Genomic DNA, 12810 nt, shown 5'->3' with positions numbered 1-12810 from the left:
TGTGAAAGCAGACGAAAGTCGCCTTCACCAGACGATGCAAAGCTTTGCCCAGGTGGCGGAATTGGTAGACGCGCTGGTTTCAGGTATCAGTGACTTAACGGTCGTGGAAGTTCGAGTCTTCTCCTGGGCACCATACAAAAACCCACTAGCTTGCTAGTGGGTTTTTTCTTGCCTGCGATTTCATGTCGCCGGCCCCCTCCTTCGTCTACCCATGAATTTCCCGTCATGCGCCCATTTGAGAAACAATTTCGTTTACCATTGTTTCCAAATATGTAGCCGTAAGCGAGGAAGCACCCGCATGACGATCCGCCCGCAACCGCTGATGCGCACCCTGGCCGCCGCAGTCCTGAGCCTGGTGATCGGCGCTCCGGCCGCCCTGGCAGACGAACCAGTCACCTTGACGATGTACAACGGCCAGCACAAGGAAATCGGTGAAGCCATCGCCAAGGCCTACGAGGCCAAGACCGGCATCCATATCAATATCCGCAAGGGCAGCAGCAACCAGCTGGCCAGCCAGATCATCGAGGAAGGCGAACGCTCGCCGGCCGACATCATCTATACCGAAGAGTCGCCACCGCTGAACAACCTGGGCGAACTGGGCCTGCTGGCGAAGATCGACGACGCCACCCTGAACATGCTGCCCAAGGAGTACGTGGGCGCCAACGGCACCTGGATGGGCGTTACCGCCCGTACCCGCGTAGTGGTGTACAACCCGAAGAAGATCGATGAGAAGGACCTGCCGACCACGGTGATGGATTTCGCCGGCCCCGAATGGGACGGTCGTGTCGGCTACGTGCCCACCAGCGGGGCCTTCCAGGAACAGGCGGTGGCCATCCTCAAGATGCACGGTCGCGAAGCCACCGAAGAATGGCTGACCGGCCTGAAGGCCTTCGGCAAGACCTACACCAACAACATGGTCGCCCTGAAGGCCGTGGAAAAAGGCGAAGTCGCCGCGGTACTGGTGAACAACTACTACTGGTACGCTCTGGAGCGTGAACGCGGCAAGCTCGATTCCAAGCTGTACTACCTGGCCGACGGCGACGCGGGCAACCTGGTGACCATCTCCGGTGCCGCCGCAGTCAAGGCCAGTAAGCACCCGAAAGAAGCACAGGCCCTGCTCAACTGGATGGCCAGCGAAGAAGGCCAGCGCGTGATCACCCAGACCACCGCCGAATACCCGCTGCATAAAGGCATGGTCTCCGACCGTGGCCTGAAGCCGTTCGATGAGCTGCGCCCGCCGAAGATCTCGCCGGCCGACCTTGGCAATGCCGAGGAAGCCATCGAACTGGAACGTGAGGTTGGCCTGCTCTGATGACTGCCGCCCTGCCCTCACCCGCCTTGGCGCGCTTCGTCCCCAAGCGCAAGCGCCCGTCCATCTGGGTGGTGCTGCCCGTGCTGTTCCTGGTGGCCATGAGCCTGCTGCCATTGCTGTACGTCGGGCTCAAGGCCTGGGATGCCGGCTGGCATGAAGCCCTGCGCCTGCTATGGCGTCCGTTCGTGTGGGGCTTGCTGCGCAACACCCTGCTGCTGATGGTCGGCGTCACCGTGCTATGCCTGGTGGTGGGCGTGGCCCTGGCCTGGTTGCTGGAGCGCAGCGACCTGCCGGGCCGACGCCTGTGGGGCGTGGTGCTGTGCCTGCCATTCGCCGTGCCATCGTTCGTCAGCAGCTTCACCTGGGTGTCGCTGAGTTCGGACTTCGAGGGACTGGGCGGGGCAATCCTGGTGATGGCGCTGTCGAAGTACCCACTGGTGTTCCTGCCGGTGGCCGCCACCCTGCGCAACCTGGATACCGCGCTGGAGGAGTCGGCGCGCACTCTGGGCTGCAGCCGCTGGGGCGTGTTCCGCAAAATCACCCTGCCGTTGCTGTGGCCGTCGATGCTCGGCGGCGGGCTGCTGATTGCCCTGCACATGCTGGTGGAGTTCGGCGCCCTGTCGATCCTTGGCCTGCAGACCTTCACCACAGCGATCTACCAGCAGTTCGAGCTGGAGTTCAGCAACGCCAACGCGGCGATGCTCTCAGCGGTACTGCTGGTGCTGTGCCTGGCAATGCTATGGCTGGAACTGCGAGTACGCGGCAAGGCGCGCCATGTGCGCATTGGCCAGGGCGTGGCACGCCGCGCTCAACCCTTGCGGCTGCACGGCTGGATGCCTCTGAGCCAGCTGTTCTGCCTGGCACTGGCGGTGCTGGGCAGCGGCATTCCGCTAGCCATGCTCGGCTACTGGCTGAGCGTGGGCTCATCGGCGGCCTTCCCGGTCGCGGCCATCGGCAAGGCCCTGGGCACCTCGCTGTCGGTGTCATTGGGTGGCGCCGGCTTCTGCGTGCTGCTGGCCCTGCCAATCAGCTTTCTGGTGGTGCGCTACAAGGGGCGTCTGGCGATCTGGGCCGAGCGTTTGCCGTACCTGCTGCACGCCCTGCCCGGGCTGGTGATCGCGCTGACCCTGGTGTTCTTCGCCCTGCATTACGTGCCGGGGCTGTACCAGACCACCGCGCTGCTGATCCTGGCCTACGCCTTGCTGTTCCTGCCGCTGGCACAGTCGCCGGTACGCACCGCACTGAACAAGGCCTCACCAACCCTGGAAGAGGCGGCGCGTACCTTGGGCGCCACCAGCTTCGCAGCCTTCTGCCGGGTTACCTTGCCGATCATCTTCCCGGCGATGGCGGCAGCGTTCGCCCTGGTGTTCCTGGATGCGATGAAGGAATTGACCGCCACCCTGCTGCTCAGCCCGACCGGTATGACCACATTGGCCACCGAGGTGTGGGCGCATACCGCCAACGTCGAGTTCGCGGCGGCGGCGCCTTATGCGGCGTTGCTGATCGTGGTTTCGGGATTGCCGGTGTATCTGCTGACTACCAGGATGTACCTGAACAAGGCGTGACAGCCTCCCCTTGGGGGCGCGTTGCGTCCCTTTCGCCGGCAAGCCGACTCCCACCCCTACCGCGTCGCTCTCAAGCCCGCACTGTAATTGTGGGAGCCGGCTTGCCGGCGATGAAGCCCCCACCTTTCCTCAGGCCCTGAACTGCCCCAGGCTGGCCCGCAACTGCGCCGCCAAGTCATCCAGTACCTTGCTGCTGGCCGTGGTCTGCATCACCACCTCGGCCGAACGCTCGGCCTGGGCATGGATGGTTTCGACTCGCCCACGCACGGCCTGCGCCCCGCTGGCCTGCTGCTCGGCCGCTCGCGTGGCCAGGCCGATCGCCGCATGCACCTGCTCGACCGCAGTCTGCACCGATTGCTGCCGCCGCTCATTGTCGCGCAACACCAGCAAGCCTTCACTGGCCTGGCGCCCGGCCTGGCTGATGGTCGCCACCGCCTCCTTGGCGCCTTGCTGCAGCGCAGCGATATGCGACTGGATATCCCCGGTCGAGCTCTGCGTCTTGCTCGCCAAGGCACGCACCTCATCGGCCACCACGGCGAAACCGCGCCCGGTTTCTCCGGCCCGCGCCGCTTCGATGGCGGCGTTGAGCGCCAACAGGTTGGTCTGCTCGGCAATGCCATGGATCACCGTCAGCACCACCTCGATCTGCTCGCTCTGCTTGGCCAGCCGCTCGATCACCTGGGAGCCGGTCTGCACTTCGCCGGCCAGGTTCTCGATCAACCTCGCCAATTGCGTCGAGGCACGACTGTTCTCGTCGGTCGCCTGGCGAATATCCACCACCTGCTGCAATGCCGCCTGCATGGCATGGCTCTCGGCCTGGGCCTCGTCAGCCATGCTCGACAGGTCGCGCAGGCTGGCAGCCACTTCGTCGCGCTGCAACGCGGCGGCGGCATCGGCCCCGGCGTTGCGCTGGGCCATGCTGTCGATCTCCACGCCAGTACGCTGCGCCACTTCGCCGGCCTCGCGGACGATCGGCTGCAGCTTGTCGACGAAGCGGTTGACCGCCGAGGCCATGTCGCCGATCTCGTCACGGCTGTCGAGCTTGACGCGCTTGGTCAGGTCGCCTTCGCCGGCGGCCAGGTCGTTCAACGCGGCGATCAGCAGGCCAAGCTTGCTGAGGACGCGACGCCCGAGCACCACGGCCACCACCAGCAGCACACCCATACCGACCAGCACCAGACCCAGGCCGATGCGCCAGCGCAGCTCGGCGGCGGCATCACGCACGGTCTGCGCGGTATTGGCCTGCATCGCCGTGGCGCTATGCTGGGCTGTCTCCAGGCGCGCACGCAAGGCCTTGCCACTGTCGGCGGCGGCGGCCACCAGGCTTTCCCCGACCAGTTGCTCGCCACTGGCGATCAAGGCCGCGAAGCGCTGATCCAGGGCCTTGAGCTCCTGGTCGATGCCCGCGGTGGACACGCCCATCAGCACCTTGCCGATCTCTGCGCCATTGGGGTTGATCGACGCTTCTACGAAGTACACCGACGGATCCTTGCGCGCGGCATCCAGCACCTTGTCCAGCGCCCGTTCACCCTGGCCCTTTTCCATCAATGCCTGGTTGATCGGGTTCTGCCGGTTGAGGTAGCGAGTCAGGTGCTGGCCCTGGGCATCATCGTAGATCACGAACAGCACATTGGGATTGCGCTGAGCACGGCGAGCGAAGTCCGAGAGCATCGGCACGTCGTTGTCCCAGATCGCCCGGGGCGCGACCGAGGCCAACAGATCGGCCATTTCATGAGCCGAGTCCCTGAGATTTTCCTCCAGCGTTGCGCGCAGCTGCTGCTGCTCATCCTGCAGGCGGCTGGAGAGGCCCGCACTCAAACGCTGACGCGTACTGACGGAAAGGCTGTCGAGCCCAGCCCGGACATCCTCTCCGGCCTGCTCCAGTTCGGCAGCCAGTTTCTGGCTATCATTGCCCAGGCGCGCCCCCAAATCGGCCTCCAGGGCGGTGACCGTGCTCCGCGTCAGTGCAACGGCAACCAGTACCTGCACCAGAAGAGCGATACCAAGCGCAACAAACACAGGCCGCAAGAGGCGGCTTCGTAACAGTGAAAGGATGGCAGACACGTTGTAACCCTCGTGTTTCTGGCGCCATTACTTTGATGGCATCTACAGAAACTTCTTACAGCAAGGGTTGTGCCTGAGACAGCAGGTATAAATGCCAAAGGTATGAGGTAATTATCCATGGCAGCGAGATTGCCTTCGGGGCGGCCATTCACGGGGCAAGCCCGCCCCACGTTTTTACCCCCATATGAAAACGCCGCGCCTCCTTGCGGGGGCGCGGCGTTCAGTCAGCCAGCGAGTAGCTGATCAGGCGAACGGATGACGCAGCACGATGGTTTCGTTGCGGTCCGGGCCAGTCGAGATGATATCGATCGGCGCGCCGACCAGTTCCTCGATGCGCTTGATGTAGTTGCGCGCGGCCTGCGGCAGCTCTTCCAGGGTTTTAACGCCCAGGGTCGACTCGCTCCAGCCTGGCATCTCTTCGTACACCGGCTCCAGGCCGATGTAGCTGTCGGCATCGGAAGGCGCGTCGATGACGGCACCGTTCTCGTTCTTGTAGCCAACGCAGATGTTGATGGTTTCCAGGCCGTCCAGCACATCCAGCTTGGTCAGGCAGATGCCCGAGATGCTGTTGACGTCGATGGCGCGACGCAGGATCACGGCATCGAACCAGCCGCAACGACGGGCACGGCCGGTGGTGGAGCCGAACTCGTGGCCACGCTTGGCCAGGGTGGCGCCGGTCTCGTCGAACAGCTCGGTCGGGAACGGACCGGAACCGACGCGGGTGGTGTAGGCCTTGGTGATGCCCAGGATGTAGTCCAGGTACATCGGGCCAACGCCGGAACCGGTGGAGATGCCGCCGGCGGTGGTGTTGGAGCTGGTGACGTACGGGTAGGTACCGTGGTCGATGTCCAGCAGCGAGCCCTGGGCGCCTTCGAACATGATGTCCTTGCCGGCGCGGCGCAGGTTATGCAGTTCGGCGGTGACGTCGAGCATCATCGGCTTGAGCTGCTCGGCATAGGCCATGCACTCGTCCAGTGTCTGCTGGAAGTCGATGGCCGGCTCTTTGTAGTAGTTCACCAGCTGGAAGTTGTGGTAGTCCAGCAGCTCACCGAGCTTGGCGGCGAAGCGCTCGCGGTGGAACAGGTCGCCGACGCGCAGCCCGCGACGGGCCACCTTGTCTTCGTAGGCCGGGCCGATACCACGACCGGTGGTGCCGATCTTGGCTTCGCCGCGGGCTTTTTCACGGGCCTGGTCGAGGGCCACGTGGTACGACAGGATCAGCGGAGCAGCCGGGGAAATGCGCAGGCGCTCGCGCACCGGTACGCCCTTCTCTTCCAGCTTGGTGATTTCACGCATCAGGGCATCCGGGGCAACGACCACGCCGTTGCCGATCAGGCATTGCACGCCTTCACGCAGGATGCCGGACGGAATCAGGTGCAGAACAGTCTTCTCACCGTTGATCACCAGGGTGTGGCCCGCGTTGTGGCCACCTTGGTAGCGCACGACGGCGGCAGCATGTTCGGTCAGCAGATCGACGATCTTGCCTTTGCCCTCATCACCCCACTGGGTGCCCAGGACGACGACATTCTTACCCATTACATTTGTCCTCATTCACGCAAACTTGGTGCCGGCCCATTGCCGGCGAAGAATCTCAATGGGTCAGCGGCAGAACCTGCCAGCGCCCGTCTTGCTGAATCAATTGCCGATCACAATCCGCCTCGAGGGCAGCACTCAGCGGCTGGCCAGGCAAAGCCTGGACCACTCGCTGGCCCTCGTTGCGCAACTGGCAGACCATCTGCCAGAGGGCCGCATCGCTGCTGTCGGGCATCCAGATGCCGCCAACAGGCAATACGACCTCCGCTCGCCCCAGTGTGACCAGGGTCTTCAAATCCGTGGAGAATCCGGTGGCCGGGCGTGCCCGGCCAAAATCGGCGCCGATGTCGTCATAGCGGCCGCCCTGGGCGATCGATTGACCTTCGCCAGGCACGAACACGGCGAACACCACGCCAGTGTGATAGTGGTAGCCGCGCAGTTCGCCGAGGTCGAAGTACAGTGGCAGGTCCGGGTAGCGCGAAGCCAGGCGGTCGGCGATCGCCAACAGGTCGTCCAGCGCCGCCAGCACGCTGGCCGGGGCACGGCCCAGGCGCACACGGGCCTCGGCCAGCACTTCACGGCCACCGCACAGTTCGCACAGGGCGCGCAGCATGTTGCCCAGGTCCTTCGGCAGGTCTGCGGTCAGCGCCTGCACTTCATCGACGGCCTTGCGCTGCAGGGCATCGAACAGTTGCTGCTCGACCGCGCCGGACAGGTTGGCGGCACGGGCCAGGCCGCGATAGATACCGACATGGCCAAGGTCCATGTGCACATCGGCGACATCGGTCAGCTGCAGTGTGGCGAGCATCAGGCTGATGACTTCGACATCGCTGGTAGGGCTGGCGTCGCCGTACAGCTCGGCGCCCAGCTGGATCGGGCTACGCGAGGTCGACAAGGCACGCGGCTGCGCATGCAGCACGCTGCCGGCATAGCACAGGCGGCTCGGGCCTTCACGGCGCAAGGTGTGGGCGTCGATGCGCGCCACCTGCGGCGTGAAGTCGGCACGGAAACCCATCAGGCGGCCGGACTGCGGGTCGACGACCTTGAAGGTACGCTGGTCCAGGTCCTGGCCGGCGCCGGTGAGCAGCGACTCCAGGTACTCGATATGCGGGGTGACGACCAGTTCGTAACCCCAACTCTGGAACAGGTCCAACACCTGACGACGCGCGATCTCGATGCGCGCCGCCTCAGGTGGCAGTACTTCCTCGATGCCATCTGGCAGTAGCCAGCGGTCTACCGTTGCCATTACGCCATTTCCCCTCTGGTCCGGGCGGCCTGCCAGCTGGCGAGCCGTGAGTAAAGCAGGCATTGACGCACAACAGCGGGCAGCACCGATCCCAGCGCAACCACCGTAGCCAATACCCTCGAATTGCCTTGCGACCTGACCAAACCGTCAACTGGCCGTTTGCCAATCAACCTTGCAGACGCAAAAAAGCCGGGAATTTCCCGGCTGACTCATCATACACCCCTTTTCATTCAGGATGCACCCCGCCAGGCATTTTAGCTGCCCGGCGGGGCGAATCCGTCATGAGAGCACGATCAGGGCTTGCTCTTGTCCAGGAACCTGAAGAACTCGTTCTTCGAATCCAGGACCAGTACATCGCTCTTGCTGGAGAAGCTTTCGCGGTAGGCCTTGAGGCTACGGTAGAACGCGTAGAAATCGGCGTCCTGCGTGTAGGCCTTGGCATAGATGGCAGCCGCCTGGGCATCGCCATCACCACGGGTCTCTTCCGCTTCGCGGTACGCTTCGGCCAGCAGCACTCGGCGCTGACGATCGGCGTCGGCACGAATACCTTCGGCCAGCTCGTTACCCTTGGCGCGGTGCTCGCGGGCTTCACGCTCGCGCTCGGTGCTCATGCGGTCGAACACGCTGCGGTTGACTTCCTTGGGCAGGTCGATGGCCTTGACGCGAACGTCGACCACTTCGATACCCAGCTCCTTGCTGGCCATGCGGTTCAGCGACGCGGTGATGTCTGCCATCAGCGCATCACGTTCACCGGAAACCACTTCGTGCAGGGTGCGCTTACCAAACTGGTCGCGCAGGCCGCTCTCCAGACGACGCGACAGGCGCTCGTCGGCGATCTGCTTCATACCCGAGGTTGCGGTATAGAAGCGCTCGGCGTCCTTGACTCGCCATTTGGCGTAGGCATCGACCATCACCGCTTTCTTCTCCAGCGTCAGGAAACGCTGGGTCGGTGCGTCGAGGGTCATCAGGCGGGCGTCGAACTTGCGCACCTGGTTCACGTACGGCACCTTCACGTGCAGGCCAGGCTGGACATCGGCCTTGACCACGCGGCCGAACTGCAGCAATACCGCGCGTTCAGTCTGCGAAACGATGTAGAAGCAGTTCCAGGCGGCGATCGCCAGCACCACGGCGCCGATCAGGGCGAACAGTGACTTATTGCTCATCAGCGGCTCTCCCTGGAACGCAGCGGCGGTTGTGGTTGCAGGTCCTGCGCGGCACGCGCGGCGGCGTCATTGACCGACGGCGATACGCTGCTGGCCGGCGCTGCACTGTTGCCACGGCTGCCTTCGACCATCTTGTCCAACGGCAGGTAGAGCAGGTTGTTCTGCCCGTCCTTGGCCGTGACCAGAACCTTGCTGGAGTTGCTGTAGACCTCCTGCATGGTATCCAGGTACAGACGCTGGCGCGTGACCTCCGGTGCCTTGCGATACTCGGCGACCAACTTGGTGAAGCGATCGGCCTCACCCTTGGCGCGGGCAATGACTTCATCACGGTAGCCGTTGGCGTCCTCGATGATGCGCTGCGCCTGGCCACGGGCCTCCGGTACCACACCATTGGCGTAGGACTCGGCCTGGTTGCGCGCACGCTGCTCGTCCTCACGGGCACGGATCACGTCGTCGAAGGCTTCCTGCACTTCACGCGGGGCTGCCGCGCTCTGTACGTTGACCTGGGTGACAGTGATACCGGTGCGGTAGGTGTCGAGGAAACGCTGCAGGCGCTCGCGGATATCCACCGCCATCTGCTCGCGGCCTTCGGTCAGCACCTGGTCCATCGAGGTGGAACCCACCACGTGGCGCAGGGCGCTTTCGGTCGCATGCTGCAGGCTGACTTCCGGCTGGTCGACGTTGAGCACGAAGTCCTGCAGGTTGCTGATGCGGTACTGCACGGTCAGTGGCACTTCGACGATGTTTTCGTCTTCGGTGAGCATCTGCCCCTGCTTGGTGTACGCCCGCTCGCGGGTCACGTTTTCCATGTACTTGCGGTCGATCGGCGGGAAATAGATATTCAGGCCGGGACCAACGGTCTCGTAGTACTTGCCGAAGCGCAGCACCACGGCCTGCTCCTGCTCGTCCACGACATAGACGGCGTTATACAGCCAGATTGCCGCCAGAGCCGCCAGGCCGATGCCCAGCAGGCCATAGCCGCCACCCTTGCCGATATTGCGGTCACCGCCGCCGCCACGTTTCTTGCCACTGCCGAACATGCCGTTCAGGCTGTCCTGCAGCTTGCGGAAGGCCTCGTCCAGATCCGGTGGACCTTTCTTGTCGCCACCACCGCCGCCACCATTACGGCGGCCGCCCCAGGGATCCTGATTGTTCGAGTTGCCACCCGGCTCGTTCCAAGCCATAGCGCTCTCCATCTGATAAAGCAAAGACGCGCCCACGGCGCGCCGTCCAATGCTACAGAATGCCTGTCACGGCTGCCCGGCGACCTCGACGGGCATTTATTGCAAAGTGTGTTGCTCGACAAACACTTGCGGCTCCATGCCTTCGCGGCTGACCAGGCGATTCAACTCGACCCTGGGCAGTCGCACGCTCAGCAGGCTGCGCCCTTCTTCATCATGCTCTTCACTCTGCACGGCACCCAGGGCAAAGAATTGCGCGCGCAGGCGGGCAAACCGTTGCTCCAGGCACAGGGTCCCGACATACAGGTCGTCCCCCAGCAACTCGGCAATCGCCTGGCCAACCAGCTCCAGGCCTCGTCCATCACGTGCCGATACCCAGACTCGCTGCGGCTTGCCATCGGCATCGCGCTGGATCTGCGGCTCGACATCTTCGAGCAGGTCGAGTTTGTTATAGACCTCGAGGATCGGCAAGCTCTCGGCACCGATCTCGCCCAGCACCGCCAGTACCTGTTCAATCTGCTCCATGCGCTCGGGCTCATGGGCATCGATCACGTGCAGCAGCAGGTCAGAGTTGCTCGACTCTTCGAGCGTAGCCCGAAATGCCTCGACCAGCTTGTGCGGCAGGTGGCGGATGAAACCTACGGTGTCGGCCAGCACGATCGGCCCCAGGTCGGCCAGCTCGAGCCGGCGCAAGGTCGGGTCGAGGGTGGCGAACAACTGGTCCGCGGCATACACATCGGATTCGGTCAGCGCATTGAAGAGGGTCGACTTGCCGGCGTTGGTATAGCCCACCAGCGACACCGACGGGATGTCCGCGCGCTTGCGCCCACGGCGGGCCTGCTCGCGCTGGCTGCGCACCTTCTCCAGGCGTGCCTTGATCTGGCGCAGGCGCACCCGCAGCAGGCGGCGGTCGGTTTCGAGCTGGGTTTCACCCGGACCACGCAGGCCGATACCGCCCTTCTGCCGCTCAAGGTGGGTCCAACCGCGTACCAGCCGCGTGCTCATGTGCTCGAGCTGGGCCAGTTCGACCTGCAGCTTGCCTTCGTGAGTACGCGCCCGCTGGGCGAAAATGTCGAGAATCAGCCCGGTACGGTCCAGCACGCGACACTCGAAGACGCGCTCGAGGTTACGTTCCTGGCTGGGCGTGAGGGTGTGATTGAAAATCACAAGGTCGGCTTCGGCCGAATGGACCAGGTCGCGCAACTCCTCGACCTTGCCGCTGCCGATCAGAAACTTGGCGGTGGGCTGATGCCGCGCCACTGTTACCAGCGAAACGATATCGGCTCCGGCCGACAGCGCCAGCTCCTGAAACTCCTGCGGGTCTTCGCGCGCCTCAGGGTTCTGACCTTCCAAGTGAACGAGCAGCGCTCGCTCACCACCACCGTGGCGCTCAAAGAACAATGCAGGCTCCTACTTTTTTCAAGCGTTGCCTGGCTCGCTGTCGCCGTGCTCACCATCGGTCGGGCTTGGCAGACGAACCGGGCGTGCGGGGACGACGGTCGAAATGGCGTGCTTGTAGACCATCTGGCTGACGGTGTTTTTCAGCAGCACGACGAACTGGTCGAAGGATTCGATCTGGCCCTGCAGCTTGATCCCGTTGACCAGATAGATCGAAACCGGGACTTTTTCTTTTCTCAAGGTGTTCAAGTAAGGGTCTTGTAGCGAATGCCCTTTTGACATATGCCGCACTCCTGTAAGGATCAATAATAGAAAATCAAGAAAATCGATAAATTATGCCGCCCCTTCGCAAGAATAGACGGCAACTGGCAGGGACTCAGCTCAATATGGAGACGGTCCCCAGGTATTTCAAGGTGCGGGACAGATTGTCGCAGGCCAGGCTATCCAGCCAGTGGACGTCGGACCAGCCACGCAACCAGGTGAACTGCCGCTTGGCCAGCTGACGCGTGGCAATGATACCGCGTTCACGCATCTCATTCTCAGTCAGCTTGCCGTCGAGGTAGTCCCAGACCTGCCGATATCCCACTGCCCTTATAGACGGCAGCTCCGCATGCAAGTCACTTCTGGCCCGCAGCGTTCGGACCTCGTCGACAAAGCCCTGTTCCAGCATCTGTGAAAATCGTAACGCAATTCGCTGATGCAAAATGTGACGATCTGTAGGCGCTATCGCCAGGCTGGCGACAGTATAGGGCAAATGCTCGCCCGCGCCTGCGTCTGCGCCGCTACTTTCCGCGTATTGACGCTGACGGTGGGCGGTCATGCTCTCGCCACTCACTTTGTACACTTCAAGCGCACGGATCAGCCGCTGCGGATCATTCGGATGAATGCGCGCCGCCGACTCCGGATCGACTTCGGCCAGTTGGCGGTGCAATTCGGCCAAACCGAGCGCCTGCGCCTGTGCCTCCAGCTCGGCACGCACCATGGCATCGGCTGGCGGCATGTCCGCCAGGCCATCGACCAGTGCTTTGTAATAGAGCATGGTGCCGCCAACCAGCAGTGGGATCTTGCCGCGCGCGGTGATCTCGGCCATGGCTTGGAGAGCATCGGTGCAGAAACGCTTGGCCGAGTAGCTTTCGGCGGGGTCAAGAATGTCGATCAGGCGGTGCGGATGCGCGGCCAGCACTTCCTTGGAGGGCTTGGCGGTACCGATGTCCATGCCGCGATAGACCAGCGCCGAGTCGACACTGATCAGCTCGCAGGGCAGCTTGCTGGTCAGTTCGATCGCCAGGTCGGTCTTGCCGGCCGCGGTCGGGCCCATGAGGAAAATCGCCGGAGGTCTGGCACTCAT

The 12810-nt window shown here is 63.3% G+C and carries 11 protein-coding genes, 1 tRNA gene and 1 pseudogene; 4 read left to right on the top strand and 9 right to left on the bottom strand.

Annotated elements, in window-relative coordinates; genetic code table 11:
* Positions 1 to 46: 46 nt before the first annotated feature.
* The 3 genes from ACQ4OD_RS13570 (at position 47) to ACQ4OD_RS13560 (ending at position 2877) form a co-directional block, all read left to right on the top strand.
* A tRNA-Leu gene (locus ACQ4OD_RS13570) sits at positions 47 to 133 on the top strand.
* 165 nt (positions 134 to 298) lie between these two features.
* Positions 299 to 1312, top strand: a complete 1014-nt coding sequence (locus ACQ4OD_RS13565; protein WP_023629373.1) for an extracellular solute-binding protein — start codon at positions 299 to 301, stop codon at positions 1310 to 1312.
* Positions 1312 to 2877 carry an ABC transporter permease gene (locus ACQ4OD_RS13560; protein ID WP_430944427.1) on the top strand — a complete coding sequence of 522 codons (1566 nt, stop codon included), beginning with the start codon at positions 1312 to 1314 and terminating at the stop codon, positions 2875 to 2877. The genes ACQ4OD_RS13565 and ACQ4OD_RS13560 overlap by 1 nt, the downstream gene beginning before the upstream one ends.
* Positions 2878 to 3006: 129 nt before the next feature.
* Here ACQ4OD_RS13560 and ACQ4OD_RS13555 read toward each other — a convergent pair whose 3' ends face one another.
* Complete coding sequence (locus ACQ4OD_RS13555; protein ID WP_371918106.1) at positions 3007 to 3711, bottom strand: methyl-accepting chemotaxis protein; 705 nt, start codon at positions 3709 to 3711, stop codon at positions 3007 to 3009.
* Positions 3712 to 3912: 201 nt separating this feature from the next.
* Positions 3913 to 4041: pseudogene (locus tag ACQ4OD_RS13550) on the bottom strand (hypothetical protein); the annotation flags it as partial.
* A 567-nt stretch (positions 4042 to 4608) separates the two neighbouring features.
* Between ACQ4OD_RS13550 and ACQ4OD_RS13545 the strand changes: the two are divergent.
* Positions 4609 to 4920 (top strand): hypothetical protein, encoded by a 312-nt coding sequence (locus ACQ4OD_RS13545; RefSeq protein ID WP_372241253.1) that lies wholly within the window; start codon positions 4609 to 4611, stop codon positions 4918 to 4920.
* 264 nt (positions 4921 to 5184) lie between these two features.
* On the opposite strand, the gene ACQ4OD_RS13540 is transcribed toward ACQ4OD_RS13545, so the two are convergent.
* The 7 genes from ACQ4OD_RS13540 to miaA form a co-directional block, all read right to left on the bottom strand.
* Positions 5185 to 6477 (bottom strand): adenylosuccinate synthase, encoded by a 1293-nt coding sequence (locus tag ACQ4OD_RS13540; protein ID WP_028688256.1) that lies wholly within the window; start codon positions 6475 to 6477, stop codon positions 5185 to 5187.
* 55 nt (positions 6478 to 6532) lie between these two features.
* Positions 6533 to 7720 carry an ATP phosphoribosyltransferase regulatory subunit gene (locus tag ACQ4OD_RS13535; RefSeq protein WP_102683938.1) on the bottom strand — a complete coding sequence of 396 codons (1188 nt, stop codon included), beginning with the start codon at positions 7718 to 7720 and terminating at the stop codon, positions 6533 to 6535.
* Between the two features lie 293 nt (positions 7721 to 8013).
* Complete coding sequence (hflC, locus tag ACQ4OD_RS13530; RefSeq protein WP_023629896.1) at positions 8014 to 8883, bottom strand: protease modulator HflC; 870 nt, start codon at positions 8881 to 8883, stop codon at positions 8014 to 8016.
* Entirely contained in the window at positions 8883 to 10067 is a 1185-nt protein-coding gene (hflK, locus tag ACQ4OD_RS13525) for an FtsH protease activity modulator HflK (protein WP_102683937.1), read from the bottom strand. The genes hflC and hflK overlap by 1 nt, the downstream gene beginning before the upstream one ends.
* A gap of 96 nt (positions 10068 to 10163) precedes the next feature.
* Positions 10164 to 11465 (bottom strand): ribosome rescue GTPase HflX, encoded by a 1302-nt coding sequence (gene hflX, locus ACQ4OD_RS13520; RefSeq protein WP_102683936.1) that lies wholly within the window; start codon positions 11463 to 11465, stop codon positions 10164 to 10166.
* An 18-nt stretch (positions 11466 to 11483) separates the two neighbouring features.
* Complete coding sequence (gene hfq, locus ACQ4OD_RS13515; RefSeq protein WP_023629894.1) at positions 11484 to 11744, bottom strand: RNA chaperone Hfq; 261 nt, start codon at positions 11742 to 11744, stop codon at positions 11484 to 11486.
* 94 nt (positions 11745 to 11838) lie between these two features.
* A complete protein-coding gene (gene miaA / locus ACQ4OD_RS13510; RefSeq protein ID WP_102683935.1) occupies positions 11839 to 12810 on the bottom strand; it encodes a tRNA (adenosine(37)-N6)-dimethylallyltransferase MiaA in 972 nt (323 codons plus the stop codon).

The organism is Pseudomonas sp. WC1 (assembly GCF_050586565.1).
Classification (GTDB): domain Bacteria; phylum Pseudomonadota; class Gammaproteobacteria; order Pseudomonadales; family Pseudomonadaceae; genus Aquipseudomonas.
This window is presented reverse-complemented; position numbering and strand designations above follow the sequence as displayed.